This is a genomic window from Actinomycetospora aeridis (genome assembly GCF_037400275.1).
Classification (GTDB): Bacteria; Actinomycetota; Actinomycetes; order Mycobacteriales; family Pseudonocardiaceae; genus Actinomycetospora; species Actinomycetospora aeridis.
Genome location: NZ_JBBEGL010000001.1, coordinates 530,839 through 545,368, shown reverse-complemented (window position 1 = coordinate 545,368; position 14,530 = coordinate 530,839). Strand labels below are relative to the sequence as shown.

At 74.5% G+C, this 14,530-nt stretch carries 9 protein-coding genes; 5 read left to right on the top strand and 4 right to left on the bottom strand.

The window, feature by feature from the left end; genetic code table 11:
- Nucleotides 1-171 precede the first annotated feature (171 nt).
- A complete protein-coding gene (locus WCD41_RS02585; protein ID WP_337711809.1) occupies nucleotides 172-1,662 on the top strand; it encodes an MDR family MFS transporter in 1,491 nt (496 codons plus the stop codon).
- A 9-nt stretch (nucleotides 1,663-1,671) separates the two neighbouring features.
- Here WCD41_RS02585 and WCD41_RS02580 read toward each other — a convergent pair whose 3' ends face one another.
- On the bottom strand, nucleotides 1,672-2,145 hold the full coding sequence (locus WCD41_RS02580) for an anthrone oxygenase family protein (RefSeq protein WP_337711808.1): 474 nt from the start codon (nucleotides 2,143-2,145) through the stop codon (nucleotides 1,672-1,674).
- Between the two features lie 86 nt (nucleotides 2,146-2,231).
- A complete protein-coding gene (locus WCD41_RS02575; protein ID WP_337712319.1) occupies nucleotides 2,232-3,932 on the bottom strand; it encodes a glycerol-3-phosphate dehydrogenase/oxidase in 1,701 nt (566 codons plus the stop codon).
- A 402-nt stretch (nucleotides 3,933-4,334) separates the two neighbouring features.
- On the opposite strand from WCD41_RS02575, the gene WCD41_RS02570 reads away from it, so the two are divergent.
- From WCD41_RS02570 to WCD41_RS02560, 3 genes are all read left to right on the top strand, one after another.
- Nucleotides 4,335-5,057 (top strand): MIP/aquaporin family protein, encoded by a 723-nt coding sequence (locus WCD41_RS02570; protein ID WP_337711807.1) that lies wholly within the window; start codon nucleotides 4,335-4,337, stop codon nucleotides 5,055-5,057.
- A gap of 70 nt (nucleotides 5,058-5,127) precedes the next feature.
- Entirely contained in the window at nucleotides 5,128-6,630 is a 1,503-nt protein-coding gene (gene glpK / locus WCD41_RS02565; RefSeq protein ID WP_337711806.1) for a glycerol kinase GlpK, read from the top strand.
- 270 nt (nucleotides 6,631-6,900) lie between these two features.
- Nucleotides 6,901-9,651 (top strand): helix-turn-helix transcriptional regulator, encoded by a 2,751-nt coding sequence (locus WCD41_RS02560; RefSeq protein ID WP_337711805.1) that lies wholly within the window; start codon nucleotides 6,901-6,903, stop codon nucleotides 9,649-9,651.
- On the opposite strand, the gene WCD41_RS02555 is transcribed toward WCD41_RS02560, so the two are convergent.
- Complete coding sequence (locus tag WCD41_RS02555; RefSeq protein WP_337711804.1) at nucleotides 9,652-11,049, bottom strand: NAD(P)H-quinone dehydrogenase; 1,398 nt, start codon at nucleotides 11,047-11,049, stop codon at nucleotides 9,652-9,654.
- Nucleotides 11,050-11,194: 145 nt separating this feature from the next.
- Between WCD41_RS02555 and WCD41_RS02550 the strand changes: the two genes are divergently transcribed.
- Entirely contained in the window at nucleotides 11,195-11,665 is a 471-nt protein-coding gene (locus tag WCD41_RS02550; RefSeq protein WP_337705225.1) for a gamma-glutamylcyclotransferase family protein, read from the top strand.
- Nucleotides 11,666-11,717: 52 nt separating this feature from the next.
- Here the strand turns inward: WCD41_RS02550 and WCD41_RS02545 are convergent, their stop codons facing one another.
- Nucleotides 11,718-14,489 carry a Tex family protein gene (locus WCD41_RS02545; RefSeq protein ID WP_444876295.1) on the bottom strand — a complete coding sequence of 924 codons (2,772 nt, stop codon included), beginning with the start codon at nucleotides 14,487-14,489 and terminating at the stop codon, nucleotides 11,718-11,720.
- Nucleotides 14,490-14,530 lie beyond the last annotated feature (41 nt).

The following is a 14,530-nucleotide window of genomic DNA, read 5'->3' as shown; positions in this document are numbered from 1 at the left end:
GGTCCCGGGGAACAAGGCGTCCGGACCCGGCGTTGGGCACCTCGTCGGCCGGTCGCCCGCTGTCGCGCGCCCGGTTCCGCCCCCGGCGAAACCCGTTCGCCTGTCAGGGGGCCGTGTGATGCTCTGGAGACCGGCTCGTGACCGTCACGGCCGCCGCCCTGAGGGGGAACGATGACCGGCCAGATCGACGCCGGAGCGAGCCGTGCCGCGCCGCCCGCGCGTCCCATGGTGATCATCATGACGCTGGTCGTCTCGGCCTTCGTCATGATCCTCAACGAGACCATCCTCAGCGTGGCGCTGCCGCACCTCACCGGCGACCTCGGGGTGTCGGCGACGACGGTCCAGTGGCTGACCAGCGGGTTCCTGCTGACGATGGGCGTGGTCATCCCGACCACGGGCTACATCCTCAACCGCTTCACGCCGCGCCAGGTGTTCCTGGCCGCGATGACGCTGTTCAGCCTCGGCACGCTCATCTGTGCGCTGGCGCCGGGGTTCGCCGTGCTGTTCGTGGGCCGCATCGTGCAGGCCTCGGGCACCGCGGTCATGATCCCGCTGCTGATGACGTCGGTGATGCGGCTGATCCCGCCCGAGCGTCGCGGCGCCACGATGGGCACGATCTCGATCGTCATCGCCGTCGCCCCCGCCGTCGGCCCGACCATCGGCGGGCTGATCCTCTCCACGCTCGACTGGCGCTGGATGTTCTGGAGCGTGCTGCCGCTGTCCGTGGCCGCGCTGCTCGTCGGCGTCGTGCTCTTCCGGCTCTCGAGCGAGACGCGTCGCTCGCCGCTCGACCTGCTCTCGGTGGCCCTGTCGTTCCTGGCCTTCGGCGGGATCGTCTACGGCCTGTCCACGCTGGGCCACGGCGGCGACGCCGTCGTCCCGCCGTGGGCCGCGCTCGTCGTGGGCGCGGTAGCGCTGGCGGCCTTCGTGCTGCGCCAGCGGCAGCTCCAGCGCAGCGAGTCCGCACTGCTCGACCTGCGGCCGTTCAGCCACAAGCCCTTCGTGATCGCGATCGTGCTCTCGGCGCTGCTGTTCATGTCGCTGCTCGGCGCCGGGGCGATCCTGCTGCCGATCTACCTGCAGAACGTGCTCGGCGTCAGCGCCGCCACCACGGGGCTCGCGGTGCTGCCGGGCGGGCTGGTGCTCGGCTTCATGGGCCGCCCGGTGGGTCGCCTGTTCGACCGCGTCGGCGCCCGCCCGCTCGTCATCCCGGGCGCCATCGGGCTCGCGACGTCGATGTGGCTGCTGGCCCTGCTCGGCGCTGGTGCGGCGCTGTGGATGGTCATCGCGGTGCACATCCTGCTGATGATCTCGCTCGGCCTCATGATGACGCCGCTGCTCACCGAGGGGCTCTCGGTGCTGCCCGAGAACCTGTACTCGCACGGCAGCGCGATCCTCACGACGCTCCAGCAGGTCGCGGGCGCGGCCGGCACGGCGGGGTTCGTCACCATCGCGGCCATCGGGTCGGCCGACGCGGCCGGCACGCCGGACGCGTCCGGGCTGCGGCTCGCGTTCATGGCCGCCGGGGTCATCGGCCTGGCCGCGGTGGCGGTGTCGTTCATGGTGCAGCGCAAGCCCGCCGGCGGGCCCACGGTGCCCGACGGCGAGCCCGCACCGGTCGCCGGCGACGACACCCCGTCCACCCCGGTGGCGGGGCGCTGACGCCGCGCCTCAGAGCAGCGGCGCGGCCAGGAGGGCGACGGCCCCGAGGGTCGTGACCGCGGTGCGCACGCCGTGCGCGCGCACCCAGGGGCGCTCGAAGGCCTCGCGGGCCCGGGCGACGTCGCCGGCGTCTCCCGGGTCGGCGCGGTCGAGCGCGATGTTCAGCGGGATGTTGACCACGGCCGTGATGACGATCGACGCCACCTGCAGCGCCGCGCCCACGAGCACCGCCACCACCCCGGCGCCCGCCACCAGCGCCAGCACCGCGGCCGCCACGGCGACCAGCGGCGCGCCCAGGAAGAGCACCACGAAGCCGGGTTGCACGATCACGCGGTTGATCGTCTGCATGACCGACACCAGCACGGCGTCGGGCAGGCGGGCGAGCGAGGGCATGACCGTCAGCGAGAACGCGAGGTAGAGGCCCGCGAGCAGCGCCGACAGCACGCCCGCGACCAGGGACACCGCCGGGACCAGGATCGTCATGCGACGAGTCCAGCGCCCTCCACCCGTCGCGGCCAGTGCCGGGCGTCCGGCGTCCCTGCTCGCCCGTCCGTGGGCGCCGGGGTCGCTCAGCCGGTGCCGAGCGCCGCGAGCCGGGGGGCCCGCGGGTCCGGCGCGGCGACGCGCAGCTTGTCGGCCTCGATGTCGGTGTCCACCGACTGCGACTCGCGCTCGGCCTGCACGCGCTCGACGTACGACCGCACCTCGAGGTCGCGCTGCTCGTCGGTCCAGCCCAGCAGCGGCGCCATCTGTGCGCCCACGGCCTCGGCCGAGTCGACGCCGCGGTGGGCGTACTCGATCGAGATGCGGGTGCGCCGGGTGAGGACGTCGTCGAGGTGCAGGGCGCCCTCGTAGGCCACCGCGTAGGCGATCTCCACGCGCAGGTAGTCGGGCGAGGAGGGCACGGGCTCGAGCAGCGACGGGTCGTCGTCGGCCATGGCCAGCAGGCCGTGGAGCAGCGAGCCGTAGCGGTCGAGCAGGTGGCGCACACGGTGCGGGTGCAGCCCGTGGCGCACGCCCAGCTGCTCCGACTGGTTGACCAGCGCGAAGTAGCCGTCGGCGCCGACGAGCGGCACCCGGTCGGTGACCGACGGGGCGACGCGGGTCGGGATGTCCTCCGACGCCGCGTCGATCGCGTCGGCGGCCATGACGCGGTAGGTCGTGTACTTGCCGCCCGCGATGGCGACCAGACCCGGCATGACCCGCGAGACGGCGTGCTCGCGGGAGAGCTTCGAGGTCTCCTCGCTCTCGCCGGCCAGCAGCGGGCGCAGGCCCGCGTAGACGCCCTCGATGTCGTCGTGGGACAGCGGGGTGACGAGCACCGAGTTGACGTGCTCGAGCAGGTAGTCGAGGTCCTTGCGCGTGGCCGCGGGGTGCGCCAGGTCGAGGTTCCAGTCGGTGTCGGTGGTGCCGACGATCCAGTGGTTGCGCCACGGGATGACGAAGAGCACCGACTTCTCGGTGCGCAGGATCATGCCGGTGTCCGACGGGATCTTGTCGCGGGCGACGAGGAAGTGGACGCCCTTCGACGCCTTGACGCGGAAGCGCCCGCGGGTGCCGGCGGCGTGCTGCATCTGGTCGGTCCAGACGCCGGTGCAGTTGACGACCACCGAGGCGCGCACCTCGGCCTCGGTACCGGTCTCGACGTCGCGGACCCGGACGCCGGCGACCCGGTCGACCTCGTGGAGGAAGTCGACGACCTGGGTCGACGTGCGCACCACCGCGCCGTACTGCGCCGCCGTGCGCCCGACCATCATCGTGTGGCGGGCGTCGTCGGCCTGGGCGTCGTAGTAGCGGATCGCGCCGACCAGGGCGCTGCGCTTGAGCGCCGGCGCCATGCGCAGCGCGCCGGACCGGGACAGCTGCTTCTGGTGGGGCAGCGAGCTCTTGCCGCCCATCGTGTCGTAGAGCGTGACGCCGGCCGTGACGTACGGACGCTCCCAGTGCTTGGTCAGCGGGTAGAGGAAGCTGACCGGCTTGATCAGGTGTGGGGCGAGCCGCGTCAGGTTGAGCTCGCGCTCCCGCAGGGCCTCGCGCACCAGCCCGAAGTCGAGCTGCTCGAGGTAGCGCAGCCCGCCGTGGAAGAGCTTCGACGAGCGGCTCGATGTCCCCGAGCCCAGGTCGCGCGCCTCGACGAGGGCGACCTTCAGGCCCCGGGTGGCCGCGTCGAGCGCCGCGCCCGTGCCGACCACGCCTCCGCCGACCACGACGACGTCGAACTTCTCCGACGTGAGGCGTTCCCACGCGCGTGCCCGCGATGCCGGCCCCATCCGGGCCGGCTCGGCCGCCGCGTCGAGTGCCTCGGCCTCCACGCCTGCGCCCTCCGCACTCTGTCCAGCGCCCACGTCCGACCCCTCTCTCGTTTCGCTCTCGTGCTGCGTCGTCGTCTCCCCAGCGTGCCGGGCCGCCGCTACCGGCGCCCCGTGGGCGCTGTCCATCACGCTAACGCGGTAACCGGGAGCCCGGCACCGAGCACGCGGGGCAGCCGACTGCTCCGTCCTGGTGTCCGGATGCCCGGCGAAACACCTCGTCACCCCCGAGATCCGCCCGGAACGTGGACACACGGTGAACCGCGCCACTAGCGTTCGCGATCACGCACGCCCGGAGCCCGACGGGGATCTCCGACAGGAGCGTGCAACAGGGGCCGGGTCGCCGTCGACAGGAGTCCTTACGTGGGCGCTGGAAGCATCATTCTCTCGGAGTTCCTCGGCACCATGGTGCTGCTCCTCTTCGGCTGTGGGGTCGTGGCCAACGTGCTGCTGACCCGCACCAATGCCGACGGGGACACGGCGTCGTGGGTGCTGATCACCTTTGGGTGGGGGTTCGGCGTGTTCGCCGGAGCGAGCATCGCGGACGCCTCGGGCGGCGCGATCAACCCCGCCGTCACCCTCGCCAGCGCGATCAACGGCGGTACGCCGTGGGGGCAGGTGCCGTTCTACCTGATCGGCCAGTTCCTCGGCGCCTTCGTCGGTGCCGCCCTCGCGTGGCTGGTCTACAAGCTGCAGTTCGACGCCAACGAGGACAACTCGGGCACGCTGAACATCTTCTCGACCAACCCGCCGATCAAGAAGCCGGCGTGGAACATGGTCACGGAGATCATCGGGACGTTCGCCCTGGTGCTGTTCCTGCTGGTCAACCCCTACGGCAGCAGCCCGGCGATCTACGGTGCCGCGGCCGCGGTCGTCATGGGCATCGGCCAGGCCCTCGGTGGCCCGACCGGCTACGCCATCAACCCGGCGCGTGACCTCGGGCCGCGCATCGCCTACGCGGTCCTGCCGATCCGCGGCAAGGGCCGGCCCGACTGGGGCTACTCGTGGGTGCCGGTCGTGGGCCCGCTGATCGGCGCCGTGCTCGCGGCGCTCGTCGCCTTCGTCGCCCCCGTCTCGGCCGGCTGACCCGCCCGTCGCCGACGGGCGGCGGGCCACCCACCAGGACACCGAACCCGACATCGCCAGGAGTACAGGCATGACGCAGTACGTCGCCGCGATCGACCAGGGCACCACGTCGACCCGGTGCATGATCTTCGATCACTCGGGCCGCGTGGTCGCGGTCGACCAGCTCGAGCACGAGCAGATCTTCCCGCGGGCCGGGTGGGTCGAGCACAACGCCGCGGAGATCTGGGGCAACACACGCCAGGTCTGCGGCGGCGCGCTGGCCCGGGCCGACATCAACGCCGACCAGGTCGCGGCGGTCGGCATCACCAACCAGCGCGAGACCACGGTCATCTGGGACAAGGCGACCGGCGAGCCGATCCACAACGCGATCGTCTGGCAGGACACCCGCACCCAGGCGATCTGCGACGAGCTCGGCGCGCTCGGCGGCGGCGCCGAGCGCTACCGCGCGAAGACCGGCCTCCCGCTGGCCACGTACTTCGCCGGCCCCAAGGCCCGCTGGATCCTCGACAACGTCGAGGGCGCCCGCGAGCGGGCCGAGCGCGGCGAGCTCGCGTTCGGGACGATGGACACCTGGGTGCTCTGGAACGCCACCGGCGGCAACGAGGGCGGCCTGCACGTCACCGACCCGACCAACGCGTCGCGCACCCTGCTGATGAACATCGACACCCTCGAGTGGGACCCGCAGCTCTGCGAGGAGATCGGTGTCCCGATGGCGATGCTGCCGGAGATCCGGTCGTCGTCGGAGAACTACGGGCCGATCCGCGCCCGGGGCACGTTCTCCGACGTGCCGGTGGCCGGCATCCTCGGCGACCAGCAGGCCGCGACGTTCGGCCAGGCCTGCCTGAGCCCCGGAGAGGCCAAGAACACTTACGGCACCGGCAACTTCGTGCTGCTCAACACGGGCACGGAGAAGGTCGAGTCGAAGAACGGCCTGCTCACCACCGTCTGCTACAAGATCGGTGACGCGCCGCAGGTGTACGCGCTCGAGGGCTCGATCGCGGTCACCGGATCGCTCGTGCAGTGGCTGCGCGACAACCTCGGGCTGATCTCGTCGGCCCCGGAGGTCGAGACCCTCGCGAAGGGCGTCGAGGACAACGGCGGGGCCTACATCGTGCCCGCCTTCTCGGGCCTGTTCGCCCCGTACTGGCGCGCCGACGCCCGCGGCGTGATCGTCGGGCTGACGCGCTACGTCAACAAGGGCCACATCGCCCGCGCGGTGCTCGAGGCCACGGCGTTCCAGACCCGCGAGGTCATCGACGCCATGAACGCCGACTCGGGCGTGCCGCTGACCGCGCTCAAGGTCGACGGCGGGATGGTCGGCAACGAGGTCCTCATGCAGTTCCAGGCCGACCTGCTCGGCGTGGACGTCGTCCGCCCCGTCGTCGCGGAGACCACCGCGCTCGGTGCCGCCTACGCCGCGGGGCTCGCGGTCGGGTTCTGGGACTCCGAGCAGGACATCCGCGACAACTGGGCCCAGGACAAGGTCTGGTCGCCGAACATGGACGAGAAGCTCCGCGACGAGACCTACGCGGAGTGGAAGAAGGCCGTCACCCGCACGTTCGACTGGGCGTAGCGGGCTCGGCGGGACGCCCTCGGGAGAGCGTCGCCCGAGCGGCCGGTCCCGGCGCACGGGCGCCGACGCGGGCACACCGCGCCGGCGCCCGCGTCGGTGCCGGTCCGACCTCCGCGTTCCCGCCCCAGGGGGGTCAGGGCGGGACGAGCTGTCGTCGGCGGCCGCTCGGGCGACGTCCTCCACTATCGGCGCCTTCCCCCGGGGCTCGCCCCAGGCAGAATCCCTAGTCGTGGCGCGGGTGTGCGGGCCGATGTCCGGGGGGTGGGGCGCGTGGCGGAGGCCCTCGTGCGTCGCGGTTCCGACGGCGTCGGGCGGGCGGCCGAGCTCGCCCGGCTGCTGGAGCTCGTCGACCGGGCCCGCGTCGGGACGCCGCCGCCCGTCCTGATCATCGGACCGCCGGGGATCGGCAAGTCCGAGCTGGTCGACCGGCTGCGCGCCCGGGTCGCCGGGGAGATGGCGGTGGTCCGGGCCGTGGCTCCGGACGTCGGGGTCAGCCGCCCCGGGGCGCTGCTGGAACGCTGTCTCGCCGCCGCGCGCGCGGCCGACGGCGCGGCCGGGCCCACGCCGCAGGACGACGCGCCGCCGCCCGACGTGTCGGCGCTGCTCACCAGCCTGGACGCCCTCGACGACCACCGGCCCGTCCTGCTCGTGGTCGACGATCTGCAGCGTGCCGACCCGGAGTCGCTCGCGAGCCTGCGCCGCCTGGTGCGCCGCCTCCACCCGCTGCGGGTGCTGGCGGTGCTGGTCGGCCACGACCGCCCCGACGACTGGCTCGAGCCGCCGCCCGGGGACGACTGGCCGGAGGACACGGTGCGGATGACCCTGCCCGGGCTCACGGTCGACGACGTCGCCGACCTGGCCCGGGAGGTCGACCCGGACGTCACGCCCTGGACCGCGCGGCGCCTGCACGAGGAGACCGACGGCAACCCGATGTACCTGCGGGCGGTGCTGGCCGACACCGACCTCGCGGGGCGCTACCGGCTCGGCCGGCCGCGCCCGCCGGGCTCGCTGGCCGGCACCCTGCGCCGGCGGCTGGCCCGGCTCGCGGACGCCCCGCGGGAGGCGCTCGAGGCGCTCGCGGTGATGGGCGGACCGACCCCGGTGCGGGTCCTGCGCGCGCTCACCGGGCGCGACACCGTCGCCGAGGACTGCGCGCCGCTCGTGCGGGAGGGCCTGCTCGAGGCGCAGGTCGACGAGACCGACGAGATCCTCGCCTACCGGTCGGCGCTGGTCCGCGACGCCGTGTACGGGAGCGTGCCGGCCGCCCGCCGTCGTGCCCTGCACCGCCGCGCCGCCGACCACACCGTCGGCGCCGCGCGCTGGCGCCACCTCGTCGGGAGCACCGACGGCCCCGACGCCGCCCTCGCCGACGACCTGGCGCGGGCGGCGGCGGAGGAGTTCGCGCGCGGCGGGCTCGTCGCGGCGGCCGAGTACCTGTTGTGGGCCGCGGCCCGCAGTACCGACGAGGACGTCCGCGCCGAGCACCTCACCGAGGGCGTCCGGCTGCTCGTGCACGCGTCCCGCGAGGGTCACGCGCTGCAGCACGCGGCCGAGATCGAGGCCCTCCCCGACAGCCCCGGCCGCTCGGAACTGCTCGGGCTGCTGGCCTTCGCGCGTGACGAGGTCACCGCCGCCCGCGACCTGCTCATCACCGCGCGGGCCGGCCTCGACGGCGACGACCCGCCCGAGACGATCGCCCGCCTCGACCTCGAGCTGGCCTTCGTCCACTGCCAGCTCGGCGCCGGCGGACCCGCGCAGGCCGCCGCCCTCGACGCGCGCGGCCAGGTGCCCGCGGGGCACCGGCTGGTCGCGGTCGCCGACGCCTTCCTCGCCGCCGGGACCGCGTTCACCGACGGCCCCGCCGCCGCCCTCGAGCACCTCGCGTTCCTGCCGGCGGCCCCCGCGCAGGCCACGCCCTACGAGCTCGCCGCGGTCACCTACCGCGGCGTCCTGCGGGGCCTGCTCGGCCGGCTGGAGCCCGCGTGCGCGGACCTCACGGTCGTCGCCCGGCGCCGGCACACCCCGCTCGCCCACCTGCTCGGGGTGTCCGCGCAGGTCCACCTGATCTGGTGCGACTACCTGCTCGGCGAGTGGGACGCCGCTCGTCGCGAGCTCGAAGGCGCGGTCGAGGCCGTCACCCGCCACGGCCGCAGCGTCGACCACGCCGCGCTCTGGTCGCTGTCGGCGATCCTGCACGCCGGGCGCGGCGAGCTGGACGCCGCCGGTACCGATCTGCGCCGCGCCACCGACCTGGCTGCGCCCGCCGACTTCCTGGGGCCCCGGGTGCACCTCACGCTGGCCCGGGCGGCGATCGCGCAGGCCGAGGGGCGCGCCGGGGACGTCGTGGGCGCCCTCGGCTCCCTGACCCCCGAGGTGCTGGAGCCCGACCGGGCGCGGCTGTACGCGGGGTGGTGGCTGCCGAGCCTCGCGGAGAGCCAGCTCGACACAGGCCACCTCGAGGACGCCGCCCGCACGCTCACCGCGCTCGAGCGCGTGGCGTCCGCCGGTGCCTGCCTCCCCGTGGCGCGGGCCTGGCTGGGCGGGCGGCTGGCCGCCGAGCTCGGTGACCTCGCCGGCGCCCGGCGGGCGCTCGAGGCCGGGCTGGCGCTGCCCGCCGACGGCGGCGAGCCCGGGTGGTACCGGACCCGGCTCCGGCACACCTACGGCGCGGTGCTGCTGCGGGCCGGCGAGCGCGCCGCCGGCCGCGCGGCGCTGTACGCCGCCGCCGACGTCTACAGCAGGCTCGGGGCGCGCCCGTTCCTCGAGCGCTGCCTGGCCGACCTCGACGGCCCGCCCGACGCCGTCGACGTCGCCGTCGCGGTGCAGCAGCGCTGGGCGGACGGCCTCACCGACCGCGAGCGGGAGGTCACCACCCTCGTCGGGCGGGGGTGGACGAACCCCGAGATCGCTGCGGAGCTGTTCGTCTCGACCAAGACCGTCGAGTACCACCTGCGCAACGTCTACGGGAAGCTCGGGCTGCGGAGCCGCCGGGCGCTGCGCGATCGCGTCCAGCGGGCGTGATCAGTCCAGGTCGTCGTGCTGCATCAACCGGCGCCCCGCCTCGGTCACCGACCCGGACAGGGACGGGTAGATCGAGAACGTGTGGGCGAGGTCGCCGACGGTGAGGTTGTTCTGCACCGCCATGGCCAGCGGGAGGATCAGCTCGCTGGCCACCGGGGCCACGACGACGCCGCCGATCACGACGCCGGTGGCCGGCCGACAGAAGATCTTGACGAAGCCCTCGTGCAGCCCGGACATCTTGGCGCGGGGGTTGGTGCCCAGCGGCATGATCACCTCGCGGGCCGAGAACTCGCCGCTCTCGACCTGGGCGTGGCTGATGCCCACCGTCGCCACCTCGGGGCGGGTGAACACCGCCGACGCGACGGTCTTGAGCCGCAGCGGCGCGACGCCCTCGCCGAGCGCGTGCCACATCGCGATCCGGCCCTGCATCGCCGCGACCGAGGCCAGCGGGAGCAGCCCCGTGCAGTCACCGGCCGCGTAGACGCCGGGCACGTCGGTGCGCGAGACGCGGTCGACGGTGATGTGGCCGCTGTCCTGCAGCGTGAGGCCGATGTTGGCGGCGCCGATGTCGTCGGTGTTGGGCACCGAGCCCACCGTCATCAGGGCGTGCGAGCCCTCGACCTCGCGGCCGTCGGTGAGCGTGACCCGCACCCCGTCGGCCGTGGCGACGACCTTGTCCGCGCGGGAGCGGGGCTCGATGCGCACCCCGCGCTCGGTGAAGACCTCCTCGAGCGTGCCGGCGGCGTCGGGGTCCTCGTGCGGGAGCACCCGGTCGCGGCTGGAGATCAGCGTCACGGGGACGCCCAGCTCGGCGTAGGCGGACACGAACTCGGCGCCGGTGACACCGGACCCGACGACCACGAGGTGCTCCGGCAGCGTGTCCAGGTCGTAGATCTGGCGCCAGGTGAGGATCCGCTTGCCGTCGGGCTGGGCGTCGGGCAGCACGCGCGGGGAGGCGCCGGTGGCGATGAGGGCGACGTCCGCCGTGATCGTCTCGGTCGCACCGTCCGGGTGCGCGATGCAGACGTCGTGGGTCGCGCTGGTGCGGTCGCTCTCCTCGAACCAGGCCCGCGCCTGGATCACCCGCACGCCCGCGGCCTGCAGCGTCGAGTGGACGTCCGCGGACTGGGCGAGCGCCAGGCCCCGCACCCGGCTGTTCACGCGCGGCAGGTCGACCCGCGGGTCGTCGACGTCCACCCCCATCTCGGCGGTGCGGCGGAACCCGGCCCGCACCCCCGCCGAGGCGATGAAGGTCTTCGACGGCACGCAGTCGTAGGCCACGCAGTTGCCGCCGAGGCTGTCCTGCTCGACGACCGTGACGTCGGCCTCGTGCTGGGCGGCGACGAGCGCCGCCTCGTACCCCGCCGGTCCTCCGCCGAGGATGACGATGCGGGTCATGGTGGTGGTTCCCTCCTGTTTCGTCACCCGACATCGTCCACGACGGGGATGACGACCGCGCGCCGGTCGTGTTCCGGCCGATCGTGTCCGGACCGCCGGGCCCGGTCGGGGCCGAGGCGCGCCCGTCCTGGCTACCCTGTCCGCCGTGCCGCTCTACGCCGCGTACGGATCCAACATGGAGCCCGCGCAGATGATGCAACGGGCGCCCCACTCGCCCATGTCGGGCACGGGCTGGCTCGAGGGCTGGCGCCTGACCTTCGGGGGCGAGGACTTCGGCCTCGAGGGCGCCCTGTCGACGGTCGTCGAGGACCCGTCGTCGCGGGTGTTCGTCGTGCTCTACGACGTCAGCCCGCTCGACGTCGACCAGCTCGACCGCTGGGAGGGCGGCGAGCTGGGGATGCACAAGAAGCTCCGCCTGCGCATCCAGACGATGGACGGGCCGCAGCTCGCGTGGGTCTACGTGCTCGACGCCTACGAGGGCGGCCTGCCGTCGGCGCGCTACATCGGGGTGCTCTCCGACGCCGCCGAGGCCGCCGGGGCCCCCGACGACTACGTGCAGGCGCTGCGCGAGCGGCCCTGCCGCTCGGTGGGCCCGGGGCCGGGCTCGGAGCTCTGAGGACGCGGGAGACGACCCGTGTCCTCGGGACACGGGTCGCCATCCGGAGAGCTCAGCTCTTGTAGCCCGCGCGGCGCAGGGCCTCGGCCATGGCGTCGTTGGTGGGCGCCGGACGCCGGTCGCGGTTGCCCTGCGGGCGCCCGCCCTGACCACCCTGACCGCCTTGGCCCCGCTTGTCCTGGCTGCGCTTGTCCTGACTGCGCTTGTCCTGGCTGCGACCGCCGCCCTGGCGCTCGCCCCCGTCCTGCGGACGTCCGCCACGACCGCCGCCACGGCCCTCACCGCCGCCACGGCCCTCACCGCCACCACGGCCCTCGCCGCGCGGAGCCCCGCCGCGCTGGCCCTGGCCCTCGCCGGGACGACCGCGTCCGCCCCGGCCGCCACGGCCACCGCGCCCGCCCTGGCGCTCGCCGGTCTCCGCCGGCGCCTCCGGCGGCGTGGCGGCCGGCGCGCTCGACGTGGCCACCGCCTCGGTCGCTCCGGTCGCCGGGGTCTCCCCCGGCGTGCCCTGCCGCCCGCCGCGGCCCCGGCCGCCCCGGCTGCGGCCGCCGCGCCCGCCGGCTCGTCCACCCTCGGACCGCCCGCCCTCGGGGCGCGCACCGTCGCCGCCGCCAGGAGCGGTCTCCTCGTCGAGCCGCAGCGTCAGCGAGATCCGCTTGCGCTCGACGTCGACGTCGAGCACCCGCACCCGCACGACGTCGCCCGGCCCGACCACCGCGCGGGGGTCGGAGACGAAGTCCTTGGACATCGCCGAGATGTGCACGAGACCGTCCTGGTGCACGCCGACGTCGACGAACGCGCCGAACGCGGCGACGTTGGTGACCTGGCCCTCGAGGACCATCCCCGGCGTCAGGTCGGTGATCTGCTCGACGCCCTCGGCGAACTCGGCGGTGGTGAACTCCGGGCGCGGGTCGCGGCCGGGCTTGTCGAGCTCGGCGATGATGTCGAGCACCGTCGGGCGCCCGAAGCGCTCGTCGGTGAAGTCGTCGGCGGTGAGCCCGGCCAGCACGGTGCTGTTGCCGACCAGCGCGTCGACGTCGTCCCCCGTGGCCGCCACGATCCGGTGCACCACCGGGTAGGACTCCGGGTGCACCGCCGAGCGGTCGAGCGGGTCGTCGGCGCCGGGGATGCGCAGGAAGCCCGCGCTCTGCTCGAACGCCTTGGCCCCCAGACGCGGCACCTCGCGCAGCGCGGTGCGCGAGGCGAACGGCCCGTGCTCGTCGCGGTAGCCGACGATCGTGGTGGCGAGGCCGGCGCTGATGCCCGACACCCGTCGCAGCAGCGGCGCCGACGCGGTGTTGACGTCGACGCCGACGGCGTTCACACAGTCCTCGACCACGGCGTCGAGCGAGCGCGACAGGGCCGTGCCGGCGATGTCGTGCTGGTACTGGCCGACGCCGATCGACTTGGGGTCGATCTTGACGAGCTCGGCCAGCGGGTCCTGCAGGCGCCGGGCGATCGACACCGCGCCGCGCAGGGACACGTCGAGCTCGGGCAGCTCGGCCGAGGCCTGCTCGGACGCCGAGTACACCGACGCGCCCGCCTCGGAGACGACCGCGGCGGTCAGCCCCAGCTCGGGCTCGCGGGCGATGAGGTCGCGCACCAGGGCGTGGGTCTCGCGGGAGGCCGTGCCGTTGCCGATGGCGACGAGCTCGACGCCGTGCTCGCGGGCCAGCTCGCCGAGACGGGTGCGCGAGGCCTCCCACTGCCGGCGCGGCACGTGCGGGTGGATCGTGTCGGTGGCGACGACCTTCCCGGTGCCGTCGATCACCGCGACCTTCACGCCGGTGCGCAGGCCCGGGTCGAGCCCCATGGTCGGGCGGGCGCCCGCGGGGGCGGCGAGCAGCAGGTCGCGCAGGTTGCCCGCGAACACCAGCACCGCGCCCTCCTCGGCGACCTCGCGCAGGCGCACCCGCAGGTCGACGATCAGGCGGGACAGGATGCGCGTGCGCCAGGCCCAGCGCACGGCCTCGCCCAGCCAGCGGTCCGCGGGGCGACCGCGGTCGGCCACGCCCACCGCGCTCGCGATGCGCGCGAGGTAGACCTCGTTGATCGCGGACTCGTCGTCGTCGGCGGCCAGCGGGTCGAGCGTGAGGGCGAGGACCTCCTCGGTCTCGCCGCGCAGCACGGCGAGGATCCGGTGCGACGGCAGGCGGGTGAACTTCTCGTCGAACGCCCCGTAGTCGGAGAACTTCGCCGCCGCGGTGTCGCCCTCGCCGCCCCGTCCGTCGCGGTAGGTCGCCGTCAGACGGCCGCGGCGCCACATCTGCTCGCGCAGCTCGCCGACGAGATCGGCGTCCTCCGCCCAGCGCTCCACGAGGATCGCGCGCGCGCCCTCGAGCGCGGCGTCACGGTCGGGCACGCCCTTGTCCGGGTCGACGTACGCGCCCGCGGCGGTGCGCGGGATGTGCGTCGGGTCGGTGACGAGCGCGTCGGCCAGCGGCTCCAGCCCGGCCTCGCGGGCGATCGCCGCCTTGGTGCGCCGCTTGGGCTTGTAGGGCAGGTAGACGTCCTCGAGGCGGCTCTTGGTCTCCGCGCCGAGGATGCGCGCTCCGAGGTCGCCGTCGAGCTTGCCCTGGGAACGCACCGACTCGAGCACCGCCGCGCGGCGCTCCTCGAGCTCGCGCAGGTAGGTGAGGCGCTCCTCGAGCGTGCGCAGCTGGGCGTCGTCGAGCCCGCCCGTGGCCTCTTTGCGGTAGCGCGCGACGAACGGGACCGTCGCCCCGCCGTCGAGCAGCTCGACCGCGGCGCTCACCCGGCCCTCGCCGACGGCGAGCTCGTCGGCGATGCGACGCGTGACCGGGGGCAGGACAGGGGTGGGCAGACTGCCCTCGACCGGGGTCGGGACGTCCGTGGCGGTCACCG

Bases quoted from the DNA above. Each gene is read 5' to 3' on its own strand.
- WCD41_RS02555 (WP_337711804.1), bottom strand. From the start codon at position 11,049: ATGACCCGCATCGTCATCCTCGGCGGAGGACCGGCGGGGTACGAGGCG.
- WCD41_RS02575 (WP_337712319.1), bottom strand. From the start codon at position 3,932: ATGGGGCCGGCATCGCGGGCACGCGCGTGGGAACGCCTCACGTCGGAG.
- WCD41_RS02585 (WP_337711809.1), top strand. From the start codon at position 172: ATGACCGGCCAGATCGACGCCGGAGCGAGCCGTGCCGCGCCGCCCGCG.
- glpK (WP_337711806.1), top strand. From the start codon at position 5,128: ATGACGCAGTACGTCGCCGCGATCGACCAGGGCACCACGTCGACCCGG.
- WCD41_RS02580 (WP_337711808.1), bottom strand. From the start codon at position 2,145: ATGACGATCCTGGTCCCGGCGGTGTCCCTGGTCGCGGGCGTGCTGTCG.